This is a genomic window from Pseudomonas sp. Sample_20, from assembly GCF_004307585.1.
Classification (GTDB): Bacteria; Pseudomonadota; Gammaproteobacteria; order Pseudomonadales; family Pseudomonadaceae; genus Aquipseudomonas; species Aquipseudomonas atacamensis.
This window is the reverse complement of the sequence record NZ_RCOA01000022.1, coordinates 92449-116684: the sequence shown is the minus strand read 5'-3', so window position 1 is coordinate 116684 and position 24236 is coordinate 92449. Positions and strand designations below refer to the sequence as shown.

The window sequence follows — 24236 nt, the reverse complement described above, 5'->3', positions numbered from 1 at the left end:
CGCGTCCGGTCAAAGCTACGACAATCATTTCGCGATCATGTGCGGCCTGGATCGCTTGAATAATGTTCGCCGAGTTGCCGCTGGTCGAAATCGCCAGCAACACATCGCCCGGCTGGCCGAGCGCGCGGATCTGCTTGGAGAACACTTCGTTGTAGCTGTAATCGTTGGCGATCGAAGTGATCGTCGAAGTGTCGGTAGTCAGCGCAATCGCCGGCAGGCTCGGACGCTCGCGCTCGAAGCGGTTGAGCAGCTCCGAAGAAAAATGCTGGGCATCGCCGGCCGAGCCACCGTTGCCGCACGAGAGCATTTTGCCTTCGTTGAGCAGGGCGTTGACCATGATCTGGCTGGCTTGCTCGATGTGCGGTGCAAGTACGTCCATCGCCTGTTGCTTGGTGTCGATACTGGCCTGGAAAAGCTGGCGAATTCGGGATTGCATGTCCATCTGTGTGACCTTAAGTGGCGCGGCTGTTCGGCACGTGAATGTGCAGCCGGCAAAGCAAAGAGCAAAATGTGTCGGACGAAAACAGGGCAGGGTGCAGGCGATCAACTGTCGAAAGCATTCTGCAACCAGTTCAGCTGATTCGGGTGGCTGTCGATCGCCACCACATCGAAGCGGCAGGGGGAATTGGCCCAACGCGACTCGCGCTGAAGAAAATACTGTGCTGCAAAGATCAGTTTCTGCTGCTTGCGCTCGTCGATACTGGCGAGCGCGCCACCCCATTGAGTGTTTTTTCTGTAGCGAACTTCAACGAATACTACTGTATCGCCATCAAGCATGACCAGATCAAGCTCGCCGCGTTTGCATAACCAGTTCTGCGCCAACAGGCGCAGACCTTGTTGTTGCAGATGTTCGAGCGCCTGGCGCTCGGCATCCTTGCCGCTTTGCGAGCGTGACCTGTCGGGCATCAGCGCGGTGTGTCCGGCAGGCGCTGCACCTGACCGCTGACGAACTGTGCCCATGGCAACTGGCGCACTACGCGCTGGGTCTGGGTCATGCCGAGGCTGCCCGACTGACCTTCGATGCGGCTGTCCGGCAGGGCCTTGAGTTGGCCCAGGCGCGGTGCCAGGCGATAGGCGTCGGCGCCCATGGCGTACAGGCGACCGAGGCTGCCATTGGCTTGCGGCCATTGCGCAGCCACTTGCTGGCGCAGCGGATCGCTGGTTTCCAGCAGCCATGGGGTTTCGCAGAAGCGAATGCCGTTCATGTCGTTGTACTGGTTGACGTCGCCGCTGGCGCTGTACACGTGGGAAGTCGCGTAGACCGGCACGTCACCGGCGTACTGGAAATTCAGGGTCGGCTTGATCTGCTGGGCCTGTTGCGGTGTCGCGGCCAAGAAGATGAATTCGATGTCCTGGCGACGCGAAGGCTGCGCGGCGACATTGGTGCCGGCAACATTCTGCAGGCTCTTGGCGCGAGCTTCGCTCTGACGCAGCTGGAACATGTCGGCGATCTGCTGGGCCAGTTGCACCGGCTGATCGACACGCTCGGTGGCAACGATACTGCCGCCATTGGCTTGCCAGTCCTGGCTGAAGGCACGCAGGACGCGATCGCCCCATTCGCCCTTCGGCACCATGATCGCGGCGCGATGCAGGCCGTCGGCACGAGCGCGACGGGAAACTTCGCGAGCTTCGTCTTCAGCCGCCAGACCGAACTGGAACAACTGCGCCGGGCCTTGCTCGCCTTCGCTGTAGTTCAGCGCCAGGGTGGTGATTGGCAGTTGCGGGCGAGTGCTCAGTTGCTTGACCAGTGGTTTTTCCAGCGGGCCGACTACCAGTTGCACGCCGTCAGCCTGAGCCTTGCGATAGAACTCGTCCATCGAGGTCAGCTTCGAGCTGTCGTAGAACTCGATGGCAGGTGGGTTCTGGCCGGCCTGTTGCGCCTGATAATGCGCGGCCATGAAGCCTTCACGCAGCGCTTTGCCGACCGACGCCAACTGGCCGTCCTGTGGCAGCAGCAGGGCGATTTTGCTCAGTGGCTGGCTGGCCAGTTCCTTGAGCTTGGTCAGCGGCAGCGGCAGGTTGATCGCCGCCGGGTGCTTTGGATTCTGTGCACGCCAGTTGTCGATCGCGGCTTGTTGCTGTTCCAGCGTGCCTGCGGTTTTCACCGCTTGCGCCAGTGCCATCCAACCGCCGAGATCGTCGGTGTTGTTCGGTTGCAATTGATCGGTTGGCAGCGAAGCGATCAGGGTCCAGATCGCTTCGTGATTCTTGCTCGCCGCTTCGCCTTCCAGCATCGGTGCGATGAACACACGTTCGCGGGCAGCGGCCAGTGTCTGGCCGTCGGCTTCAAGGGCGCGGGCGTGAACAGTGCAAGTGCGCACTTGCTGCTCTTCCGGCATTTCCCCGAGCTTCTGGAAGCTTGGATGGCTCAGGGCGGTCAGCGCAGCTTTCGGCTGATTGCGCGTCATGGCCAGTTCGGCGGACAGCGTATTGGCGAAAATCTGCTGGCCTGGCTTGAGTTGCTCCACCGGCACTTGTTGCAGGATTTGCGCGGACTGGCCGGCATTGCCTTGGCGGTAAGCCTGGTCCGCCGCGCTCAGGCGCAGCAGCGCGGCTTGTTCCGGGGTTTTAGCCTGGGCAGCCTGTTCGAGCAGTTGCTCGATGCTGGCGTCCGGAGTCCGTGGAAGTTCGCCAAGGCTGGAGGAAGGGGAGCTGGCACACGCGGCCAACAAGGCAGCGAGGCAGAGGGCAGTGAACAGCCGCAGGCAAGCGATCATGTAAGTGTTCCTGATACTCGATCAAATTAGCGTGGAATTGTACCCAAGCACTGGCCGGGGCGCGATGTTAGTGGCGTGAATCGATCAATTTAGCTTGCGCAATTGTTGCTGTGCGGCACAAAACGCGGCAAAAGCGAGCATTGCTCACGCGTATCGCAAGCGCCGCTACGGGTTACAATGCCCGCTTTATCGATCATGAGGTGTGCGCTTTGACTGCTCCAGGTGCTTTGAATTCCGCTGCTGGCTCGCTTTATGTGGTGGCGACGCCCATCGGCAACCTGGACGACATCAGCGCCCGGGCCTTGAAGATCCTTCGTGAGGTGGCCCTGATTGCAGCGGAAGACACGCGGCATTCGGCGCGCCTGATGCAGCACTTCGGCATCGGCACGCCGCTGGCCGCATGTCACGAACACAACGAACGGGATGAGGGTAGCCGCTTTATTACCCGGTTGCTGGCGGGCGACAACGTCGCGCTGATCTCTGATGCCGGCACGCCGCTGATTTCCGATCCGGGTTATCACCTGGTGCGTCAGGCCCGTGCGGCCGGCATCAACGTGGTGCCGGTGCCGGGTGCCTGCGCGTTGATCGCGGCGCTGTCGGCGGCGGGATTGCCGTCCGACCGTTTTATCTTCGAAGGTTTTCTGCCGGCCAAGTCGGTCGGGCGCAAGGCGCGTCTGGAAGCAGTCAAAGAAGAGCCGCGCACCCTGATTTTCTATGAGGCGCCGCATCGCATTCTCGAATGCCTGCAGGATATGGAAGCGGTGTTTGGCGGCGAGCGTCAGGCTCTGCTGGCGCGGGAAATCACCAAAACCTTCGAAACCCTCAAAGGCCTGCCGCTCAGCGAACTGCGTGCGTTCGTCGAGTCCGACAGCAATCAGCAGCGCGGCGAGTGCGTGGTTCTGGTGGCCGGCTGGACCGCGCCGGAGTCGGAGGACGCGGTCAGCAGCGAAGCCATGCGCATCCTCGATCTGCTATTGGAGGAAATGCCGCTCAAGCGCGCCGCCGCACTGGCAGCGCAAATCACCGGCGAGCGCAAAAACGTGCTGTATCAGGTCGCGCTGGATAAACAGAAAGGCGTGTAAGCCGTCGCCCATGGCGGTCTGGAGGGTTTTAGCGCTTGTTCTTCCGGCGCTCTGCCGTTAACCTTCGCGGCGGAGAGTCGATCGGACAGTCGCTGCCCTCTATGAAAATTAGGGGGGGGAGGAAAGTCCGGGCTCCATAGGGCGAAGTGCCAGGTAATGCCTGGGAGGCGTGAGCCTACGGAAAGTGCCACAGAAAATAACCGCCTAAGCGCGCAAGCGCCGGTAAGGGTGAAAAGGTGCGGTAAGAGCGCACCGCACGTCTGGCAACAGTTCGTGGCTAGGTAAACCCCACTTGGAGCAAGACCAAATAGGGTCCCAAGGCGTGGCCCGCGCTGGGACCGGGTAGGTTGCTAAAGATGTCCAGTGATGGCCATCGTAGACGAATGACTGTTCAAGACAGAACCCGGCTTACAGATCGACTCTCCACCTTTTTCTTTCCCTGCTTGAAACAAAGAAGACGCGGCTGTGTAATATCAGCCGGCCTGGTCTGAAACTCCGGCAGCGGCAAACGCGGTAATAGCCTTTTCCCACCCTGCTTCAATCAACAGCCGAAGCGCCTTTGTAATACCGAAAAAATCTTACTCTTAACAAACTACTTTAACTTTCGAGCGCAGCGTTCAGTGCTGCATCAAGTTATTGGTCGAAACTTCACGTCAGATTCTCGTTGAGCCTCCTTTTACGTCGCTAAATCTCCGTTCTGTAAGGCTTTTCCTTTAATCCGCGCCTTGACGGTGTGGTGGGCGCATTCCTATAGTGTGCGCAAGTGGCGGAAAGTGGCATGAAGTGGGTTTTTTGAGCTCAAAACGATAAAAATTGGAGAAACGCTGACGTGTTTCGCGGAGCTAACGCTATCAGTCTCGATGCAAAGGGCCGTCTCGCCATGCCGAGCCGGTACCGTGACGAGCTCGATTCGCGCAGTTCCGGCCAATTGATCGTGACCATTGATGCCGTTGATCCATGCCTGTGTGTCTATCCGCTCGATGAGTGGGAAATTATTGAAACCAAGTTGCGCGCACTCCCTTCGCTTCGCGAAGAGAACCGTCGCCTGCAACGTTTATTGATTGGTAATGCCGTCGACCTCGAACTCGATGGCAGTGGTCGTTTCCTGGTTCCGCCGCGTTTGCGCGAATACGCCAAGCTCGATAAGCGCGCGATGCTGGTCGGCCAACTGAACAAGTTCCAATTGTGGGACGAGGATGCATGGAACGCGGTATCTGCCGCTGACCTTGCTGCTATTCAACAACCGGGCGCGATGCCTGATGAACTGCGTGATTTGATCCTGTGACTATTGATAGCGGCTTTAACCACATCACCGTACTGCTTGACGAAGCCGTCGAGGCTCTCGCCGTACGTCCTGATGGCTGCTATCTGGACGGCACGTTCGGGCGCGGCGGGCACAGTCGGTTGATCCTTAGCCAGCTCGGGCCGGACGGTCGACTCATCGGATTCGACAAGGATCCTCAAGCGATTGCCACCGGGCAAACGCTAGCGGCCGAAGACGGCCGCTTTGTCGTTGTGCAGCGCAGCTTTGCCGAGCTCGGTTCGGTGGTTGCCGAGCAAGGCCTGACCGGCAAGGTCAGCGGCATTCTGCTCGACCTCGGCGTGTCGTCGCCGCAGCTCGATGACGCCGAGCGCGGCTTCAGTTTCCTCAATGACGGGCCGCTGGACATGCGCATGGACCCGTCCCGTGGCATCAGCGCTGCCGAATTCGTCAACACCGCGCCGGTGGAAGAAATCGCCCGGGTGTTCAAGGAATACGGCGAAGAACGTTTCTCCGGGCGTATGGCCCGTGCCGTTGCCGAGCGCCGTGACATCAAGCCGTTCGAGCGCACCGCCGATCTGGCCGAAGTGCTGAAAGTCGCCAACCCGGCGTGGGAAAAGGGCAAGAACCCGGCCACCCGCGCATTCCAGGGTTTGCGCATTCACGTCAATAACGAACTCGGCGATCTGGAAGCCGGCCTCGACGCCGCGCTGGAAGCGCTGGAAGTTGGCGGCCGTCTGGTGGTCATCAGCTTCCACTCGCTGGAAGACCGCATCGTCAAACTGTTCATGCGCAAGCTGGTGAAAGGCGAGGCCGACAATCTGCCGCGCAACCTGCCGGTTCGCCACGTCGCCTTCGAACCGAAAATCAAAATCCACGGCAAAGCGCAGACGGCCTCCGACGCCGAACTCAAAGCCAACCCACGTTCCCGTAGCGCCGTCATGCGTGTCGCGGAGAAGTTGCGGTGAGCAAGCTTTTCGCCAAACCACTGCCCGGCGGCAGCTTTCTGATGCTGCTGCTGTTTATCGGCGTGCTGTTTTCGGCCATTGCCGTGTCGTACAGCGCGCACTGGAACCGGCAGTTGCTCAACACCCTTTATAACGAACTCAGCGTGCGCGACAAGGCGCAGGCCGAGTGGGGGCGGCTGATTCTCGAGCAGAGCACCTGGACCGCGCACAGCCGCATCGAAGTGCTGGCCACTGAACAACTGAAAATGCACATCCCTGGCGCGGCTGACGTGAAGATGGTGGCGCCATGATGAAACTCGAAGGCGCACTGTTCCCATGGCGCTTCCGCCTGATGGTGGCGCTGCTCGGTCTGATGGTCGCGGCGATCTGCTGGCGCATCATCGACCTGCAAGTGGTCGACCGTGACTTCCTCAAAGGGCAGGGCGACGCGCGCAGCCTGCGGCACATTCCGATTCCGGCGCACCGTGGCCTGATCACCGACCGTAACGGCGAGCCTCTGGCGGTCAGTACGCCGGTGACCACGCTGTGGGCCAACGCCAAGGAAATGCAGTCGGCCAAAGAGAAGTGGCCGGCACTCGCCGCCGCGCTGGGCCAGAACCCGAAAGCCCTGAGCGAACGCCTCGAAGCCCAGGCCAACAAAGAATTCATTTACCTGGTGCGCGGGCTGACCCCCGAGCAGGGTCAGGCTGTGCTCGATCTGAAAGTGCCGGGCGTCTACGGCATCGAAGAATTCCGCCGCTTCTACCCGGCCGGTGAAGTCACCGCGCACATGGTCGGCTTTACCGACATCGACGATCACGGTCGCGAAGGCGTCGAGCTGGCCTATGACGAATGGCTGGCCGGGGTGCCGGGCAAACGACAAGTCATCAAGGATCGCCGTGGCCGGTTGATCAAGGATGTTCAAGTCACCAAGAACGCCAAGGCCGGCAAGCCCTTGGCGTTGTCGATTGACCTGCGTCTGCAATACCTGGCCAACCGCGAGTTGCGCAACGCGATCATCGAGAACGGCGCCAAGGCCGGCAGTCTGGTGATCATGGACGTGAAGACCGGCGAGATTCTGGCCATGGTCAACCAGCCGACCTACAACCCGAACAACCGTCGCAACCTGCAACCGGCGATGATGCGCAACCGCGCCATGATCGACGTGTTCGAGCCGGGTTCGACCATGAAGGCCATTTCCATGAGCGCGGCGATCGAAACCGGCCGCTGGAAACCGAGTGACACCGTCGAGGTGTATCCGGGCTCGTTGCAGATCGGCAAATACACCATCAAAGACGTGTCGAAGACCGAAGGGCCGGTGCTCGATCTGACCGGCATCCTGATCAATTCCAGTAACGTCGGCATGAGTAAAGTCGCCTTCGATATCGGCGGCGAAACCATTTTCCGTCTGGCGCAGAAAGTCGGCCTCGGCCAGGACACCGGCCTAGGCTTCCCCGGCGAACGTGTCGGCAATCTGCCCAACTACCGCGAATGGCGCAAGGCTGAAACTGCAACCTTGTCTTACGGCTACGGTATTTCCGTGACTGCGATCCAGCTGGTGCACGCGTTCTCGGCACTGGCCAACAACGGTCGTCTCGCGCCGCTGACCCTGATCAAAACCGACAAGATGCCGCAGACTACCCAAGTGCTGCCGGAAGCCGTGGCGAAAACCATGCAGGGCATGTTGCAGCAGGTAATCGAAGCGCCGCGCGGCGTGTTCCGTGCGCAGGTGCCGGCTTATCACGTCGGCGGCAAGTCGGGTACCGCGCGCAAGACCTCGGTCGGCACCAAAGGCTACGCGGAAAACTCCTACCGTTCGCTGTTCGCCGGCTTCGGCCCGATGAGCGATCCGCGTTACGCGATTGTTGTGGTGATTGATGAGCCGACCAAGGCCGGTTACTTCGGTGGTCTGGTGTCGGCGCCAGTGTTCAGCCGTGTGATGTCCGGCACCCTGCGCCTGATGAACGTGACCCCGGACAACCTGCCGACCACCCAACAGGCCAATGCCACCCCGGTCGTTCCGCTGAAAGCCAATGGAGGGCGCGGCTGATGTCATTAAGTCTGAACAAGATATTTCCCCACGCCGGCCACGATCTGTTGATCCGTGAACTGGCGCTGGACAGCCGCAACGTGCGCGCCGGCGACTTGTTTCTCGCCGTGCCCGGCGGCCGTTTCGATGGCCGTGCGCATATCGCCGATGCCTTGCAACGCGGCGCAGCTGCCGTGGCGTATGAGGTCGAAGGCGCCACCGTATTGCCGATCACTGACGTGCCGCTGATCCCGGTCAAGGGCCTGGCGGCGCAGCTGTCGGACATCGCCGGGCGTTTTTACGGTGAGCCGAGTCACCATCTGAACCTGATCGGCGTCACTGGCACCAATGGCAAGACCAGCGTGACCCAATTGGTCGCGCAGGCGCTGGATCTGCTCGGCCAGCATTGCGGCATCGTCGGTACGCTGGGTTCCGGTTTCTATGGCGCGCTGGAAAGCGGCCTGCACACCACGCCGAATCCGATTGCCGTGCAAGCAACCCTGGGTGACCTGAAAAAGGCCGGCGCGAAAGCCGTGGCCATGGAAGTGTCGTCCCACGGTCTGGATCAGGGCCGGGTCACCGCGCTGGCGTTCGACGTGGCGGTGATGACCAACCTGTCCCGCGATCATCTGGATTATCACGGCACCATGCAGGCGTACGCCGAGGCCAAGGCCCGGCTGTTCGCCTGGAATGACCTGAAGTGCCGCGTGGTCAACCTCGACGACGATTTCGGCCGGCAACTGGCGGCGGAAAAGCGCGAGTCGCGTTTGATCACCTACAGCCTGCTCGACAGCAGTGCCTACCTGTTCTGCCGCGAAGCGCAGTTCGACGACCATGGTGTACGCGCCACGCTGGTCACGCCGCAGGGCGAGCATCACCTGCGCAGCACATTGCTCGGGCGTTTCAACCTGAGCAACGTGCTGGCCGCAGTCGGCGCCTTGCTTGGCCTGGATTACGCCCTCGACGAAATTCTCAAAGTGCTGCCGAAGCTCGAAGGCCCGGCCGGGCGCATGCAGCGTCTGGGTGGTGGTACGCAGCCGCTGGTGGTGGTCGATTACGCCCACACGCCCGATGCGCTGGAAAAGGTTCTCACTGCGCTGCGCCCGCACGTCAAAGGCCAACTGCTGTGCCTGTTCGGCTGCGGCGGTGATCGCGATCGTGGCAAACGTCCGTTGATGGCCGAAGTGGTCGAGCGCCTCGCCGACCAGGTGCTGGTCACCGATGACAACCCGCGCACCGAAGATCCTGCGGTGATTTTCGACGACATCCGTGCCGGTTTCACCGCTGTGGATAAGGTCACCTTCGTAGCCGGTCGCGGTCAGGCCATTGCGCAATTGATTGCCGGCGCAACCGCTGACGACGTGATTGTGCTGGCCGGCAAAGGTCACGAGGACTATCAGGAAATCAACGGCGTGCGCCATGCGTTTTCCGATCTGGTCGAGGCCGATCATGCCCTGACCGCGTGGGAGGTGGCCCATGCTTAAGGCCCTGACACTCAGTGAACTGACCAACGCCCTCGAAGCCCGTTTGATCGGCGCTGACGCGAGTTTCGACGGCGTCAGCATCGACAGCCGCGCCATTCAGCCCGGCCAGTTGTTCATCGCCCTGACCGGCCCGCGTTTCGACGGTCATGACTACCTGAACGACGTCGCCGGCAAAGGCGCCGTAGCGGCACTGGTCGAGCGCGAAGTCGCCGACAGCGCGTTGCCGCAATTGCTGGTCAAGGACACCCGTCAGGCCCTCGGCCAACTCGGCGCGTTGAACCGTGCTGCGTTCACCCAGCCAGTGGCGGCGGTGACCGGTTCCAGTGGCAAGACCACGGTCAAGGAAATGCTCGCGAGCATCCTGCGCACGCGCGGTCCGGTGCTGGCGACCCGTGGCAATCTGAACAACGACCTCGGCGTACCGCTGACCCTGATCGAGCTGGCGCCGGAACACACCTCGGCTGTCATCGAACTGGGCGCTTCACGTCTGGGCGAGATCGCTTACACCGTCGGCCTGACCAAGCCGCACGTGGCGATCCTGAACAACGCCGGCACCGCTCACGTCGGTGAGTTCGGCGGTCCGGAAAAAATCGTCGAAGCCAAAGGCGAAATCATCGAGGGTCTGGCCGCCGATGGCATCGCCGTGCTCAACCTCGATGACAAGGCTTTCGGTATCTGGAAGACCCGCGCTGCCGGTCGTCAGGTGCTGACCTTCGCCCTGAGCAACAGCGAGGCGAATTTCCACGCCAGCGATCTGGCCACCGATGCCCGCGGTTGCCCGGCGTTCAATCTGCACACCCCTGAAGGCAGTGAGCGCGTGCAACTGAATCTGCTCGGTACCCATAACGTCGCCAATGCCCTGGCTGCCGCCGCTGCTGCCCACGCCTTGGGCGTTTCGCTGTTCGGCATCGCCACTGGGCTGGGCGCGGTGCAACCGGTCAAGGGGCGCACCGTCGCGCAACTGGCGAAAAACGGCATGCGCGTGATCGATGACACCTACAACGCAAACCCCACCTCGATGTGTGCGGCCGTTGATATACTCGCCGGCTTTTCCGGCCGCACCGTCCTGGTGCTCGGAGATATCGGCGAGTTGGGCGACTGGGCGGAGCAGGGGCACCGCGACGTGGGCGAGTACGCCCGAGGCAAGGTTTCCGCGCTTTACGCGGTCGGGCCGAACATGGTCCACGCGGTAAACGCTTTCGGTGAGCAGGCGCAGCACTTCGGCACCCAGGCCGAGCTGATCCAGGCCCTCGCCGCCGAGCAGGACACAAACACCACCATTTTGATCAAGGGTTCGCGCAGCGCAGCGATGGAAAACATCGTTGCGGCTCTGTGCGGGTCCAGTCTGGAGAAACATTAATGCTGCTGCTGCTAGCGGAGTATCTGCAACAGTTCTACAAAGGCTTCGCGGTCTTCCAGTACCTGACCCTGCGCGGGATTCTCGGTGTACTGACCGCGCTGGTCTTGTCGCTGTGCTATGGCCCGTGGATGATCCGTACTCTGCAGAACCGTCAGATCGGCCAGTCGGTACGTAACGACGGCCCGCAATCGCACCTGTCCAAATCCGGTACGCCGACCATGGGTGGCGCGCTGATTCTGTCTTCGATCGGCGTCAGCACTCTACTCTGGGCTGACCTGAGCAACCGCTACGTCTGGGTGGTGCTGCTGGTGACCCTGCTGTTCGGCGCCATCGGCTGGGTCGACGATTACCGCAAAGTCATCGAAAAGAACTCCCGTGGCCTGCCGAGCCGCTGGAAATATTTCTGGCAGTCGGTGTTCGGCCTCGGCGCTGCGATCTTCCTTTATATGACTGCCGCGACGCCGGTGGAAACCACGCTGATCCTGCCGATGCTCAAGGACTACAGCATTCCGCTGGGCGCCGGTTTCATCGTGCTGACCTACTTCGTGATTGTCGGTTCGAGCAACGCGGTCAACCTGACTGACGGCCTCGACGGCCTGGCGATCATGCCAACCGTGATGGTCGGCGGCGGCCTGGGGATTTTCTGCTACCTGTCGGGTAACGTGAAATTCGCCGAATACCTGCTGATTCCTTACGTGCCGGGCGCGGGCGAGCTGATCGTGTTCTGCGGCGCGCTGATCGGTGCCGGCCTCGGTTTTCTCTGGTTCAACACCTATCCAGCGCAAGTGTTCATGGGCGACGTCGGTGCCCTGGCACTCGGCGCGGCACTGGGCACCATCGCGGTGATCGTCCGTCAGGAAATCGTCCTGTTCATCATGGGCGGCGTGTTCGTGATGGAAACCCTGTCAGTGGTCATTCAGGTTGCCTCCTTTAAGCTGACCGGTCGCCGCGTGTTCCGCATGGCGCCGATACACCACCACTTTGAACTCAAGGGCTGGCCCGAGCCGCGCGTGATCGTCCGTTTCTGGATCATCACCGTGATTCTCGTACTGGTCGGCCTTGCCACCCTGAAGCTGAGGTAGAACGAGTGTCTCTGATCGCTTCTGACCACTTCCGCATCGTTGTCGGCCTCGGCAAGAGCGGCATGTCCCTGGTTCGCTTCCTGGCGAACCGGGGCACGTCGTTCGCTGTGGCCGACACGCGGGAAAATCCACCGGAACTGGCCACGCTCAAGCGTGACTATCCGCACGTGGAAGTGCGTTGTGGCGAGCTGGACGTCGAATTCCTCTGCCGTGCCGACGAGCTCTACGTGAGCCCCGGCCTGGCGCTGGCGACCCCGGCCCTGCAAGCCGCCGCCGCCCGTGGCGTGAAAATGTCCGGCGACATCGAGTTGTTCGCGCGTAACGCGCGGGCGCCGATCGTGGCCATTACCGGCTCCAACGCGAAAAGCACCGTGACTACTCTGGTTGGCGAGATGGCGGCTGCGGCCGGCAAGCGCGTCGCCGTTGGCGGCAACCTCGGCACCCCGGCGCTGGACCTGCTCAGCGATGACGTCGAGTTGTATGTGATGGAGCTGTCGAGTTTTCAACTGGAAACCACTGACCAGCTCAACGCCGAAGTCGCCACCGTGCTGAACATCAGCGAAGACCACATGGATCGCTACAGCGGTCTGCCGGCCTATCACCTGGCCAAGCACCGGATCTTCCGGGGCGCGAAGCAGTTTGTGGTCAACCGTCAGGACGCCCTGAGCCGTCCATTGATCGGCGAAGGCCAGCCATGCTGGACCTTTGGCCTGAGCAAACCGGATTTCAAAGCGTTCGGGATCCGCGAAGAAGACGGCGAGAAGTACCTCGCCTTCGAATTCCAGAACCTGATGCCCGTGCGTGAACTGAAGATTCGCGGTGCGCATAATCAGTCCAACGCTCTCGCCGCATTGGCACTGGGTCACGCGGTGGGCCTGCCGTTCGACGCCATGCTCTCTGCATTGCGTACGTTTGCCGGCCTCGAGCATCGCTGCCAGTGGGTGCGCGATCTCGACGGCGTGGCCTATTACAACGATTCCAAAGCCACCAACGTTGGCGCCGCTCTGGCGGCCATCGAAGGTTTGGGCGCAGACATCGACGGCAAGGTCATTCTGATCGCCGGTGGTGACGGCAAGGGCGCCGAATTCAATGATCTGCGTGATCCGGTGGCGGCCAACTGCCGCGCCGTGATCCTGATGGGCCGCGACTCCGACAAGATCGGCGCAGCCATCGGTGATGCCGTGCCGCTGATCCGCGCGTCCTCGCTGGTCGACGCCGTCGCGCAATGCCGCGCCGCTGCCCAACCGGGCGATGTGGTGCTGCTGTCTCCGGCCTGCGCCAGTTTCGACATGTTCAAGAATTACGAAGACCGTGGTCACCAGTTCGTCCGCGCTGTGGAGGAACTGGCATGAACCTGAGAAACATCATCAAGCCGTACCCGTCGCCGCTGATCACCGGGCGTGGCATCGACCTCGACTTCCCGATGCTCGCCGGTTGCCTGGCGCTGCTTGGTCTGGGCCTGATCATGATCGCCTCGGCGTCCACCGAAGTGGCGGCGGCGCAGTCGGGCAGTCCGCTGTATTACATGATTCGCCACCTTATCTATGTAGTGCTGGGCCTGGGTGCGTGCATCGTCACCATGATGATCCCGATCGCCACTTGGCAGCGCCTCGGCTGGATGATGCTGATCGGTGCGTTCGGCCTGCTGGTGATGGTGATCATCCCCGGCATCGGCCGCGAAGTGAACGGTTCGATGCGCTGGATCGGTTTCAGCTTCTTCAACGTGCAGCCGTCGGAAATCGCCAAGGTGTTCGTGGTGATCTACCTCGCCGGTTATCTGGTGCGCCGGCAGAAAGAAGTGCGCGAGAGCTGGATGGGCTTCTTCAAGCCGTTCATCGTCCTGCTGCCGATGGCCGGTCTGTTGCTGATGGAGCCGGACTTCGGTGCCACCGTAGTCATGATGGGCGCGGCGGCGGCGATGCTGTTCCTTGGCGGGGTCGGGCTGTTCCGTTTCTCGCTGATGGTGGTGCTGGCGGTTGGCGCGGTGGTTTTGCTGATCCAGATGCAGCCCTATCGAATGGCGCGTCTGACCAACTTCGCCGACCCGTGGGCCGACCAGTTCGGCGCCGGTTATCAGTTGTCGCAGGCCTTGATCGCGTTCGGTCGCGGCGAGTGGCTGGGCGTCGGCTTGGGCAACAGCGTGCAGAAACAGTTCTACCTGCCGGAAGCGCACACCGATTTCGTGTTCTCGGTACTCGCCGAAGAACTGGGCGCCGTGGGTTCGTTGTGCACCGTCGCGCTGTTCGTGTTCGTGTGTATTCGCGGCATGTACATCGGCCTGTGGGCGGAGAAGGCCAAGCAGTTCTTCGCCGCTTACGTGGCTTACGGCTTGTCGTTCCTGTGGATTGGTCAGTTCCTGATCAACATCGGTGTGAACGTCGGCCTGCTGCCAACCAAGGGTCTGACCTTGCCGTTCCTCAGTTACGGCGGCAGCTCGCTGGTGATCTGCTGCGCCTGTCTGGGCCTGTTGCTGCGCATCGAGTGGGAGAGTCGGACCCACCTGGGCAGCGAAGAGATGGAATTCCAGGAGAGCGACTTCGCCGAGGAGCCGACTCATGGGCGCTAACGTATTGATCATGGCCGGCGGTACCGGCGGCCACGTGTTCCCGGCGCTGGCCTGTGCCCGCGAGTTTCAGGCGCGCGGCTACACCGTGCACTGGCTCGGCACGCCACGCGGGATCGAAAACGAACTGGTTCCGGCGGCAGGGCTTGAACTGCACCGGATCAATGCCAGCGGTCTGCGCGGCAAGGGCAAGCTGTCGCTGCTCAAGGCGCCGCTGATGTTGCTCAAATCGGTGTGGCAGGCGCGGGCGATCATGCGCCGCCTGAAACCGGTGTGCGTGGTTGGCTTTGGCGGATATGTGACCGGCCCTGGTGGTCTTGCCGCGAAACTGGCTGGCGTGCCGGTGATCGTTCACGAGCAGAACGCTGTCGCCGGCACCGCCAATCGGTTGCTGGTGCCGTTCGCCGCCCGAGTGTGTGAAGCGTTCCCCGACACCTTTACTCTGTCGGACAGCCGCCGTACCACCGGTAATCCGGTGCGCAGCGAGCTGTTCCTCGACACATCGCGACCGGCGCTGGCCGGGCGCAAAGCGCGTTTGCTGATCCTTGGCGGCAGCCTGGGCGCAGAACCGTTGAACAAATTGCTGCCTGAAGCCCTGGCCCAAGTCGCTGCCGACCTGCGCCCGGAAGTGTTTCATCAGGCCGGCAAAAATCACGATGAAGTGACTGCCGAGCGTTACCGCGCCGTGGGTGTGGAAGCGCAGGTGCAGCCGTTCATCAAAGACATGGCCCAGGCCTATGGCTGGGCTGACCTGGTGGTGTGCCGCGCTGGCGCGTTGACCATCAGTGAGCTGGCGGCCGCCGGTCTGCCCTCGATGCTGGTGCCCTTGCCCCACGCGATCGACGATCACCAGACCCGCAACGCCGATTATTTGGCCCGCGAAGGCGCTGCCTTCCTGATGCCGCAAAGAACGACTGGTGCCGCGGATCTTGCCGCGCGCCTGACAGAGGTCTTGATGCAACCGCAACGACTCGAAGCAATGGCCCAAGCGGCCCGCCGACTGGCCAAACCCGATGCCACCCGTAGCGTGGTCGATACCTGTCTGGAGGTGGCCCATGGTTGAGAATCAGAAAGCCATGCCACAACCGGAAATGCGCCGCATCCGCCGCATCCACTTCGTCGGCATCGGCGGCGTGGGCATGTGCGGCATCGCTGAAGTGTTGTTGAACCTGGGCTATCAAGTCTCCGGTTCCGACCTGAAAGCGTCGCCGGTCACCGAGCGCCTAGAAACCTTCGGCGCGCAGATCTTCATCGGTCACCGTGCCGAGAACGCCGCTACCGCCGACGTGCTGGTGGTGTCGAGCGCAGTGAACACGTCCAACCCGGAAGTGGCGACTGCCCTTGAACGCCGCATTCCCGTAGTGCCGCGTGCAGAAATGCTCGCCGAGCTGATGCGCTATCGCCACGGCATCGCCGTCGCCGGTACCCATGGCAAAACCACCACCACCAGCCTGATCGCTTCGGTGTTCGCGGCCGGTGGTCTGGACCCGACATTCGTGATTGGTGGTCGCCTGAATGCGGCAGGCACCAATGCCCAGCTCGGCACCAGCCGTTACCTGATCGCCGAAGCCGACGAAAGCGATGCGAGCTTCCTGCATCTGCAGCCGCTGGTGGCCGTGGTCACCAACATCGACGCCGACCACATGGCGACCTACGACGGTGACTTCAACAAACTGAAGAAAACCTTCGTCGAATTCCTGCACAACCTGCCGTTCTACGGTTTGGCGGTGATGTGCCTGGACGATCCGGTGGTGCGTGAAATCCTGCCGCTGGTGAAACGTCCGACCGTGACCTACGGCTTCAGCGAAGACGCCGACGTACGCGCAATCAATGTCCGTCAGCAGGGCATGCAGACCTTCTTCACCGTGCTGCGCCCGGATCGCGAGCCGCTGGACGTGTCGGTGAACATGCCCGGCAACCACAACGTGCTCAACTCGCTGGCGACCATCTGCATCGCCACCGACGAAGGCGTCAGCGATGAAGCCATCGTTCAGGGCCTGTCAGGCTTCCAGGGTGTTGGCCGACGCTTCCAGGTCTACGGCGAACTGCCGGTAGACGGCGGCAACGTGATGCTGGTCGACGACTACGGTCACCACCCGACCGAGGTCGCTGCGGTGATCAAAGCCGTGCGCGGTGGCTGGCCGGAGCGTCGTCTGGTGATGGTCTACCAGCCGCATCGCTACAGCCGCACCCGTGATCTGTACGACGACTTCGTCAATGTACTGGCCGACGCCAACGTGCTGCTGCTGATGGAAGTCTATCCGGCCGGCGAAGAGCCGATCCCGGGCGCCGACAGCCGCAAGCTGTGCAACAGCATCCGTCAGCGCGGTCAGCTCGACCCGATCTACATCGAGCGTGGCGTCGATCTGGCACCGCTGGTCAAGCCGCTGCTGCGCGCCGGCGACATTCTGCTGTGCCAGGGCGCTGGTGATATCGGCGGTCTCGCGCCGAAGCTGTTGAAAAGTGAATTGTTCGCCGGCGCCGTGGCGGCGCCGGTCGAGGGGAAGTTGAAATGACTGCTGCCTACGCCAAGCTGTTCTCCACCATCGCGCCGAAAGACTTCGGCCGCGTCGCCGTGCTCTTCGGCGGCCTGAGTGCCGAGCGTGAGGTTTCGCTGAAATCCGGCAACGCCGTGCTCGAGGCGCTGCAAAGCGCTGGCGTCGACGCGTTCGGTATCGATGTGGGCGAAGACTTCCTGCAGCGTCTGCTCAGCGAAAAGATCGACCGCGCGTTCATCATTCTCCACGGTCGCGGCGGTGAAGACGGCAGCATGCAGGGCCTGCTCGAGTGCGCCGGCATCCCGTACACCGGCAGCGGCATTCTTGCTTCCGCACTGGCGATGGACAAGCTGCGCACCAAGCAGGTCTGGCACAGCCTCGGGATTCCGACGCCGCGTCACGCCGTACTGTGCAGCGAAGCCGATTGTATTTCCGCAGCGACGGAACTGGGCCTGCCTTTGATCGTCAAACCGGCGCATGAAGGTTCAAGTATCGGGATGGCCAAAGTGAATTCTGCGTCCGAGTTGATCGACGCATGGAAAGCGGCCAGTACCTACGATTCGCAAGTGTTGGTCGAGCAATGGATTCAAGGTCCGGAGTTCACCATCGCCACCCTGCGTGACCAGGTGTTGCCTCCTATCGCCCTGGGTACACCGCACACGTTCTACGACTACGACGCCAAGTACATCGCCAACGATACCCAGTACCGCATTCCGTGCGGGCTCGACGCGGCCAAGGAACAGGAACTCATGGAACTCACGGCCAAGGCCTGTGAGGCGCTGGGTATCGCCGGTTGGGGCCGGGCGGACGTGATGCAGGACGCCGACGGGCAGTTCTGGTTCCTCGAAGTCAATACCGCACCGGGCATGACCGATCACAGCCTGGTGCCGATGGCGGCGCGGGCTGCCGGTCTGGATTTCCAGCAACTGGTTCTGGCCATTCTGGCCGCCAGCGTTGAAGACGCAGGCGCAACAGAGGCGCGAGGTTAAGACCATGCAAGGCGCTCATCTCAGACATCAGCCACCCGCACCCGGCCGCAAGCCGGTGCCGCGGGGTGCCAGCCGAATGGTGGCGAAAGAGCCGATGTCCGCGCGCCTGCCGAAAGCCAATTTCGGCTTTCTGAAAAGTCTGTTCTGGCCGGTGCTGCTGGTAGCACTGGGCTTTGGTACGTACGAAGGCGCGCAGCGTTTGCTGCCGTACGCCGACCGGCCGATCAGCAAGATCGCGGTGCAGGGCGACCTCAGCTACATCAGCCAGCAGGCGGTGCAGCAGCGGATCGCGCCGTTCGTGGCGTCGAGCTTCTTCACCATCGACCTCGCCGGTATGCGTACCGAGCTCGAGCAGATGCCCTGGATCGCCCACGCCGAAGTGCGTCGGGTGTGGCCGGATCAGGTAGTGATCCGCCTCGAAGAGCAATTGCCGGTGGCGCGTTGGGGCGACGAGTCGTTGCTCAACAACCAGGGCCAGGCGTTCACGCCCAAGGAACTGGCGAATTATGAACACCTGCCGCAGCTGTTCGGCCCACAACGGGCTCAGCAGCAGGTGATGCAGCAGTATCAGGTGCTGAGCCAGATGCTGCGGCCGCTGGGTTTTTCGATCGCACGCCTGGAATTGCGTGAACGCGGCAGCTGGTTCCTGACCACCGGTGCAGGCAGTTCCGGCCCCGGCATCGAGTTGCTGCTGGGACGCGGCAACCTGGTGGAAAAGATGCGCCGCTTCATCGCCATCTATGACAAGACGCTGAAAGAGCAGATTACGAACATTGCGCGCATCGATCTGCGCTACGCCAACGGCCTCGCTGTTGGCTGGCGGGAACCCGTAGCGCCGACGACAGCCCAACCCGCTGTCGCAAAGAATTAAGAAGAGGCAGGACCCATGGCAAACGTGCAAAGCGGCAAAATGATCGTCGGTCTGGATATCGGCACCTCCAAAGTGGTGGCGCTGGTAGGCGAGGTCGCGGACGACGGCCAGCTGGAAATCGTCGGGATCGGCACGCATCCGTCCCGCGGCCTGAAGAAGGGCGTGGTGGTCAACATCGAATCCACCGTGCAGTCGATCCAGCGCGCGATCGAAGAAGCCCAACTGATGGCCGGCTGCCGCATTCACTCCGCGTTCGTCGGCGTGGCCGGCAATCACATCCGCAGCCTGAATTCTCACGGCATCGTTGCGATCCGTGATCGCGAAGTCAGCTCGGCTGACCTTGAGCGTGTGCTCGACGCCGCCCAGGCCGTGGCGATCCCGGCGGACCAGCGCGTGCTGCACACCCTGCCGCAGGATTACGTGATCGATAACCAGGAAGGCGTGCGCGAGCCACTGGGCATGTCCGGCGTGCGTCTGGAAGCCAAGGTTCACGTGGTCACCTGCGCCGTCAACGCTGCACAGAACATTGAAAAATGCGTGCGTCGCTGCGGTCTGGAAATCGACGACATCATTCTCGAGCAACTGGCCTCGGCCTACTCGGTGCTGACCGACGACGAAAAAGAACTGGGCGTGTGCCTGGTCGACATCGGCGGCGGCACCACCGACATCGCGATCTTCACCGAAGGCGCGATCCGTCACACCGCCGTAATCCCGATTGCCGGTGATCAGGTGACCAACGACATCGCCATGGCGTTGCGCACTCCGACCCAGTACGCCGAAGAGATCAAGATCCGTTACGCCTGCGCCCTGGCCAAACTGGCCGGTGCCGGTGAAACCATCAAGGTGCCGAGCGTTGGCGACCGTCCACCGCGCGAACTGTCGCGTCAGGCCCTGGCCGAAGTGGTCGAGCCGCGTTACGACGAACTGTTCACCCTGATCCAGGCCGAGCTGCGTCGCAGCGGCTACGAAGACCTGATTCCGGCGGGCATCGTGCTCACCGGTGGTACGTCGAAAATGGAAGGCGCCACTGAACTGGCCGAAGAAATCTTCCACATGCCGGTGCGCCTTGGTGTGCCGCATGGCGTGAAAGGTCTGGATGACGTGGTGCGCAACCCGATTTATTCCACTGGCGTCGGTTTGTTGATGTACGGCCTGCAGAAGCAGTCCGACGGAGTTTCGTTCTCCGGCATCGGCAGCCGCGACAGCTACAGCAGCGAAGAGCCTCAGGCGCCGCTGCTGGACCGACTGAAAAAGTGGGTTCAGGGCAATTTTTAAAAGCAGCCTGGAGCGACAAGCTTCAAGCGGCAAGCAACTGCAGTAGATACACCGCTACAAACAGCAGTAGGCGAAAAAACTAGAGAATGTAAGGAGAGGGAAAATGTTCGAACTCGTAGACAACATCCCCGCAAGCCCGGTAATCAAAGTTATCGGTGTCGGCGGTGGCGGCGGCAACGCTGTCAATCACATGGTCAAGAGCAACATCGAAGGCGTTGAGTTCATCTGCGCCAACACCGATGCTCAAGCGCTGAAAAACATCGGCGCGCGGACCATCCTGCAACTGGGCACTGGCGTGACCAAGGGCCTGGGTGCCGGCGCCAATCCTGAAGTCGGCCGTCAAGCCGCTCTGGAAGACCGCGAGCGCATCGCTGAAGTGCTGGCCGGCACCAACATGGTGTTCATCACCACCGGCATGGGCGGCGGTACCGGTACCGGTGCAGCGCCGATCATCGCCGAAGTGGCCAAGGAAATGGGCATCCTGACCGTTGCGGTCGTGACCCGTCCGTTCCCGTTCGAAGGCCGCAAGCGTATGCAGATCGCCGATGAAGGCATTCGCATGCTCTCGGAAAGCGTCGACTCGCTGATCACCATTCCGAACGAAAAACTGCTGACCATCCTCGGCAAAGACGCAAGCCTCTTGTCGGCTTTCGCCAAGGCTGACGATGTACTGGCCGGTGCCGTTCGCGGTATCTCCGACATCATCAAGCGTCCGGGCATGATCAACGTCGACTTCGCCGACGTGCGCACCGTGATGAGCGAAATGGGCATGGCGATGATGGGCACTGGCTGCGCCAGCGGTCCGAACCGTGCACGTGAAGCCACCGAAGCGGCAATCCGCAACCCGTTGCTGGAAGACGTCAACCTGCAAGGCGCGCGCGGTATTCTGGTGAACATCACCGCCGGTCCTGACCTGTCCCTGGGTGAGTACTCCGACGTTGGTTCGATCATCGAAGCCTTTGCTTCCGAGCACGCGATGGTCAAGGTCGGTACCGTTATCGATCCGGACATGCGCGACGAGCTGCACGTGACTGTGGTTGCCACCGGTCTGGGCGCGAAAATCGAGAAGCCTGTGAAGGTCATCGACAACACCGTTCACACCTCCATGGCCTCGGCGCAGGTGCAACAACCGGCTCCGGCCCGTCAGGAGCAGCCAGCGGTTAACTACCGTGATCTGGACCGTCCGACCGTCATGCGCAACCAGGCTCAGGCCGGTGCTGCGGCTGCCGCGAAGATGAATCCGCAGGATGACCTGGATTACCTGGACATTCCGGCATTCCTGCGTCGTCAGGCCGATTGATGGAATGTATCAGGGCTATGAAGGTGATTGGTGTTCAGCAAAGGCATGGTCTGCTATCATCGCCAGCCTTTGTTGATACCAGTTCGCAATTTGCGCTGAAGCGGCCCAAGCCATGATTAAACAACGCACACTGAAAAATATTATCCGTGCCACAGGTGTAGGCCTGCACTCCGGTGAGAAGGTCTATCTGACCCTCAAGCCTGCGCCTGTCGACACTGGCATTGTGTTTTGTCGCGCTGACCTCGACCCTGTGGTGCAGATTCCTGCCCGCGCGGAAAACGTCGGTGAAACCACTATGTCGACGACGCTGATCAATGGCGACGTCAAAGTGGACACGGTAGAGCACTTGCTCTCGGCCATGGCTGGCCTGGGCATCGATAACGCCTACGTCGAGCTCTCCGCGTCCGAAGTCCCGATCATGGATGGCAGCGCTGGACCCTTCGTATTCCTGATTCAATCGGCAGGCCTGGAAGAACAGGACGCCGCCAAGAAATTCATCCGCATCCTGCGTGAAGTGACAGTGGAAGATGGCGACAAGCGCGCCACTTTCGTCCCTTTCGAAGGTTTCAAGGTGAGCTTCGAGATCGATTTCGATCACCCGGTATTCCGGGACCGCACCCAGAGTGCAAGCGTGGATTTTTCCAGCACTTCGTTCGTTAAAGAAGTCAGCCGCGCTCGTACCTTTGGTTTCATGAGTGACATCGAGTACCTGCGCAAGCACAACCTCGCACTCGGCGGCAGCGTGGAAAACGCGATCGTGGTCGACGCTGATGGCGTGTTGAACGAAGACGGTCTTCGTTATGAAGACGAATTCGTCAAACACAAGATCCTCGACGCGATTGGCGACCTGTACCTGCTGGGCAACAGCCTGATTGGTGAGTTCAAAGGCTTCAAGTCCGGTCATGCACTGAACAACCAGCTGCTGCGCAAATTGATTGAGCAGACAGACGCTTGGGAAGTGGTGACGTTCGAAGACGCCAGCACCGCACCAATCTCTTACATGCGCCCGGTTGCGGCGGTGTAAGTAAAAAACCTCTCTAGTTTTTTGAAGGCCATCCTCGGATGGCCTTTTTTTATGCCTGTGGTTTCTCTAGTGCCTGATCAGGCCTCTTCGCGAGCAGGCTCGCTCCCACCTTTGAAAAGCATTCCAACCGTGGGAGCGAGCCTGCTCGCGAAGGCGCCGGTGCCTTCACCCTGGAAACATCAGGCTGACACCACAACGCGATTACGCCCGCCTTCCTTGGCCTGATACAACGCCTTGTCCGCTGCAAACAACAACTGCTCCAGTGTCATCTCGCTTGCCGATGTCCAGGTGGCGATGCCGATACTCACGGTCATCGCCCGCTCAGCGCCTTCGACCAAGGGCAAGTCTTCCACAGCCTGGCGAATCTGCTCGGCGATCTGCTGCGCTCCTGCGCTGTCGGTCTCGGCGAGAATCACCGAAAATTCTTCACCGCCATACCGCGCGACCAGATCCGCCGGACGCCGCACGTTCGCGGTGATTACCTTGGCCAGTTCGCGCAACACCTGATCCCCAGCCTGATGGCCATGGCGATCATTGAAGGCCTTGAAGTGGTCGGCATCGATCATCATCACCGACAGCGGCTGGCCCGAGCGTTGCGCGCGGAACCACTCATGGCGCAGGGTCTGGTCGAGCATGCGTCGGTTGGCAACGCCGGTCAGATCATCGGTGGCAGCCAGTTGCGCCAGTTCGCGTTCGGCGCGATGGCGCAAACGCAGTTCCCGAGCGAGCAGCCACGTCAGCCACAACAGCCCCAGGCACAACACGCCGGTGGCGCCGCTGATCAGGATCGCCGTGCGCCGCCAGGTGCCGAACACTTCCTCGCTGGACAGCGCCACCATCACGGTCAACGGCAGATTGCCGACCCGCGAGTAGGTATAGAGCCGCCGTTGTTTATCCATGCTAGAGGTGCTGGTGAAACTGCCGCTGCCATCGCGGTCGCTGAGAATCCGCACGACGTTGGGCCGGTTGCCGAAACTCTTGCCGACCGAATCGCTCTGCAGATACGGCTTCTGCGCAAGCAGCACGCCATCGCTATTGATGATGTTCAACGTGCTGTCGGTGCCGATGTCGAGGCTTTTGAACAGGTCGTCGAAATAGTCGAGTTTCAGCGACGCCACCGCCACGCCGAGGAATTCACCGGTCTGCGAGGAGATGCGCCGGCTGAAGCTGATGCGCCACTGATCGGCCTCTTCGCAATCGCAGCGGGTCTTGAACGGGCGGCTGATGAACATGCCGATATCGCGGTTGAATGCGTGAGCGAGAAAATAATCGCGGTCGGCGAAATTGCCCGGTTTCGCTTCGATGCGCGAGGAATCGGCGATCACCTCGCCATGCTTGTCGAGCAGCAGGATGTCGCCCTTGAAGCGCGCGGTGGCAGAGCGATCGAACAGCGCCAGATGACGGATCTGCGGCGAGACGTTCTGCAGGTCGTCACGCTGAGCGGCGGCGATCAGCCCTTGCAGCGTCAGGTCGTACAGCTCGACGGTGCGCAGCACATCGGCATCGATCAATTGCGCGATGGTCGTGGCGCGGCGCGTGGCGACTTCCTGCGCACTGGCGTACTCGCGGATCAGCAGGAAGGTGACGATGCACACCATCGCAATCACGGTCAGCAGGCTGCCGAGGATCAGCAGGCGCTCGGGGCGACCGGTAAGGCCTGTGATGGAAGGCGTGCGGCTGGCGATCATGATGGGGAGCCGGTTGAAGTGGTTTCATAAGCTTAGTTGGGCTGACGCCGGACGAACCTGTGGGAG

Annotated in this window: 21 protein-coding genes and 1 other RNA gene; 18 read left to right on the top strand and 4 right to left on the bottom strand. The window is 61.5% G+C overall.

Annotation, left to right across the window (positions count from 1 at the left end; genetic code table 11):
- From D8U70_RS06535 to D8U70_RS06525, 3 genes are all read right to left on the bottom strand, one after another.
- A partial coding sequence (locus D8U70_RS06535) for an SIS domain-containing protein (RefSeq protein WP_130928510.1) occupies positions 1 to 442 on the bottom strand: 442 nt, incomplete at its 3' end.
- Between the two features lie 101 nt (positions 443 to 543).
- Entirely contained in the window at positions 544 to 906 is a 363-nt protein-coding gene (locus D8U70_RS06530; protein ID WP_016773265.1) for a YraN family protein, read from the bottom strand.
- Positions 906 to 2717, bottom strand: coding sequence for a penicillin-binding protein activator (locus tag D8U70_RS06525; RefSeq protein ID WP_130928509.1), 1812 nt, complete (start codon positions 2715 to 2717; stop codon positions 906 to 908). Before D8U70_RS06525 ends, D8U70_RS06530 begins: the two co-directional genes overlap by 1 nt.
- Before the next feature lie 209 nt (positions 2718 to 2926).
- Between D8U70_RS06525 and rsmI the strand changes: the two genes are divergently transcribed.
- The 18 genes from rsmI (at position 2927) to lpxC (ending at position 22482) form a co-directional block, all read left to right on the top strand.
- A complete protein-coding gene (gene rsmI / locus D8U70_RS06520) occupies positions 2927 to 3799 on the top strand; it encodes a 16S rRNA (cytidine(1402)-2'-O)-methyltransferase (protein ID WP_130928508.1) in 873 nt (290 codons plus the stop codon).
- A gap of 73 nt (positions 3800 to 3872) precedes the next feature.
- Positions 3873 to 4226: RNase P RNA component class A (gene rnpB, locus D8U70_RS06515), an RNA gene on the top strand.
- Positions 4227 to 4628: 402 nt separating this feature from the next.
- A complete protein-coding gene (gene mraZ, locus D8U70_RS06510) occupies positions 4629 to 5084 on the top strand; it encodes a division/cell wall cluster transcriptional repressor MraZ (protein ID WP_007917012.1) in 456 nt (151 codons plus the stop codon).
- Between the two features lie 2 nt (positions 5085 to 5086).
- Complete coding sequence (gene rsmH / locus D8U70_RS06505) at positions 5087 to 6028, top strand: 16S rRNA (cytosine(1402)-N(4))-methyltransferase RsmH (RefSeq protein WP_110603100.1); 942 nt, start codon at positions 5087 to 5089, stop codon at positions 6026 to 6028.
- Complete coding sequence (gene ftsL / locus D8U70_RS06500) at positions 6025 to 6318, top strand: cell division protein FtsL (protein ID WP_016773269.1); 294 nt, start codon at positions 6025 to 6027, stop codon at positions 6316 to 6318. The genes rsmH and ftsL overlap by 4 nt, the downstream gene beginning before the upstream one ends.
- On the top strand, positions 6318 to 8057 hold the full coding sequence (locus D8U70_RS06495; RefSeq protein ID WP_174823877.1) for a penicillin-binding protein 2: 1740 nt from the start codon (positions 6318 to 6320) through the stop codon (positions 8055 to 8057). Before ftsL ends, D8U70_RS06495 begins: the two co-directional genes overlap by 1 nt.
- Positions 8057 to 9520, top strand: coding sequence for a UDP-N-acetylmuramoyl-L-alanyl-D-glutamate--2,6-diaminopimelate ligase (locus tag D8U70_RS06490; RefSeq protein WP_016773271.1), 1464 nt, complete (start codon positions 8057 to 8059; stop codon positions 9518 to 9520). Before D8U70_RS06495 ends, D8U70_RS06490 begins: the two co-directional genes overlap by 1 nt.
- Positions 9513 to 10880 (top strand): UDP-N-acetylmuramoyl-tripeptide--D-alanyl-D-alanine ligase, encoded by a 1368-nt coding sequence (gene murF, locus D8U70_RS06485; protein WP_024014246.1) that lies wholly within the window; start codon positions 9513 to 9515, stop codon positions 10878 to 10880. The genes D8U70_RS06490 and murF overlap by 8 nt, the downstream gene beginning before the upstream one ends.
- On the top strand, positions 10880 to 11962 hold the full coding sequence (gene mraY, locus D8U70_RS06480) for a phospho-N-acetylmuramoyl-pentapeptide-transferase (RefSeq protein WP_016773275.1): 1083 nt from the start codon (positions 10880 to 10882) through the stop codon (positions 11960 to 11962). Before murF ends, mraY begins: the two co-directional genes overlap by 1 nt.
- 5 nt (positions 11963 to 11967) lie before the next feature.
- Positions 11968 to 13314, top strand: a complete 1347-nt coding sequence (gene murD, locus D8U70_RS06475) for a UDP-N-acetylmuramoyl-L-alanine--D-glutamate ligase (protein WP_071173551.1) — start codon at positions 11968 to 11970, stop codon at positions 13312 to 13314.
- A 2-nt stretch (positions 13315 to 13316) separates the two neighbouring features.
- Positions 13317 to 14528, top strand: coding sequence for a putative lipid II flippase FtsW (gene ftsW / locus D8U70_RS06470; RefSeq protein WP_172667897.1), 1212 nt, complete (start codon positions 13317 to 13319; stop codon positions 14526 to 14528).
- The gene (gene murG, locus D8U70_RS06465; protein ID WP_016773277.1) at positions 14518 to 15588 is read left to right on the top strand and encodes an undecaprenyldiphospho-muramoylpentapeptide beta-N-acetylglucosaminyltransferase; all 1071 of its coding nucleotides are present in this window, start codon (positions 14518 to 14520) and stop codon (positions 15586 to 15588) included. The genes ftsW and murG overlap by 11 nt, the downstream gene beginning before the upstream one ends.
- On the top strand, positions 15581 to 17041 hold the full coding sequence (gene murC, locus D8U70_RS06460; RefSeq protein ID WP_024014243.1) for a UDP-N-acetylmuramate--L-alanine ligase: 1461 nt from the start codon (positions 15581 to 15583) through the stop codon (positions 17039 to 17041). Before murG ends, murC begins: the two co-directional genes overlap by 8 nt.
- Positions 17038 to 18012 (top strand): D-alanine--D-alanine ligase, encoded by a 975-nt coding sequence (locus D8U70_RS06455; RefSeq protein WP_016773280.1) that lies wholly within the window; start codon positions 17038 to 17040, stop codon positions 18010 to 18012. The genes murC and D8U70_RS06455 overlap by 4 nt, the downstream gene beginning before the upstream one ends.
- Before the next feature lie 4 nt (positions 18013 to 18016).
- Positions 18017 to 18883 (top strand): cell division protein FtsQ/DivIB, encoded by an 867-nt coding sequence (locus D8U70_RS06450; protein ID WP_073473459.1) that lies wholly within the window; start codon positions 18017 to 18019, stop codon positions 18881 to 18883.
- Between the two features lie 15 nt (positions 18884 to 18898).
- Positions 18899 to 20158: a cell division protein FtsA gene (gene ftsA / locus D8U70_RS06445; protein WP_016773282.1), complete on the top strand. Its 1260-nt coding sequence runs from the start codon at positions 18899 to 18901 to the stop codon at positions 20156 to 20158.
- Between the two features lie 103 nt (positions 20159 to 20261).
- On the top strand, positions 20262 to 21458 hold the full coding sequence (gene ftsZ / locus D8U70_RS06440) for a cell division protein FtsZ (RefSeq protein WP_016773283.1): 1197 nt from the start codon (positions 20262 to 20264) through the stop codon (positions 21456 to 21458).
- Positions 21459 to 21570: 112 nt separating this feature from the next.
- Entirely contained in the window at positions 21571 to 22482 is a 912-nt protein-coding gene (gene lpxC / locus D8U70_RS06435) for a UDP-3-O-acyl-N-acetylglucosamine deacetylase (RefSeq protein WP_007916984.1), read from the top strand.
- A gap of 179 nt (positions 22483 to 22661) precedes the next feature.
- Here the strand turns inward: lpxC and D8U70_RS06430 are convergent, their stop codons facing one another.
- Positions 22662 to 24170, bottom strand: coding sequence for a sensor domain-containing diguanylate cyclase (locus tag D8U70_RS06430; protein ID WP_130928507.1), 1509 nt, complete (start codon positions 24168 to 24170; stop codon positions 22662 to 22664).
- Between the last annotated feature and the right edge of the window lie 66 nt (positions 24171 to 24236).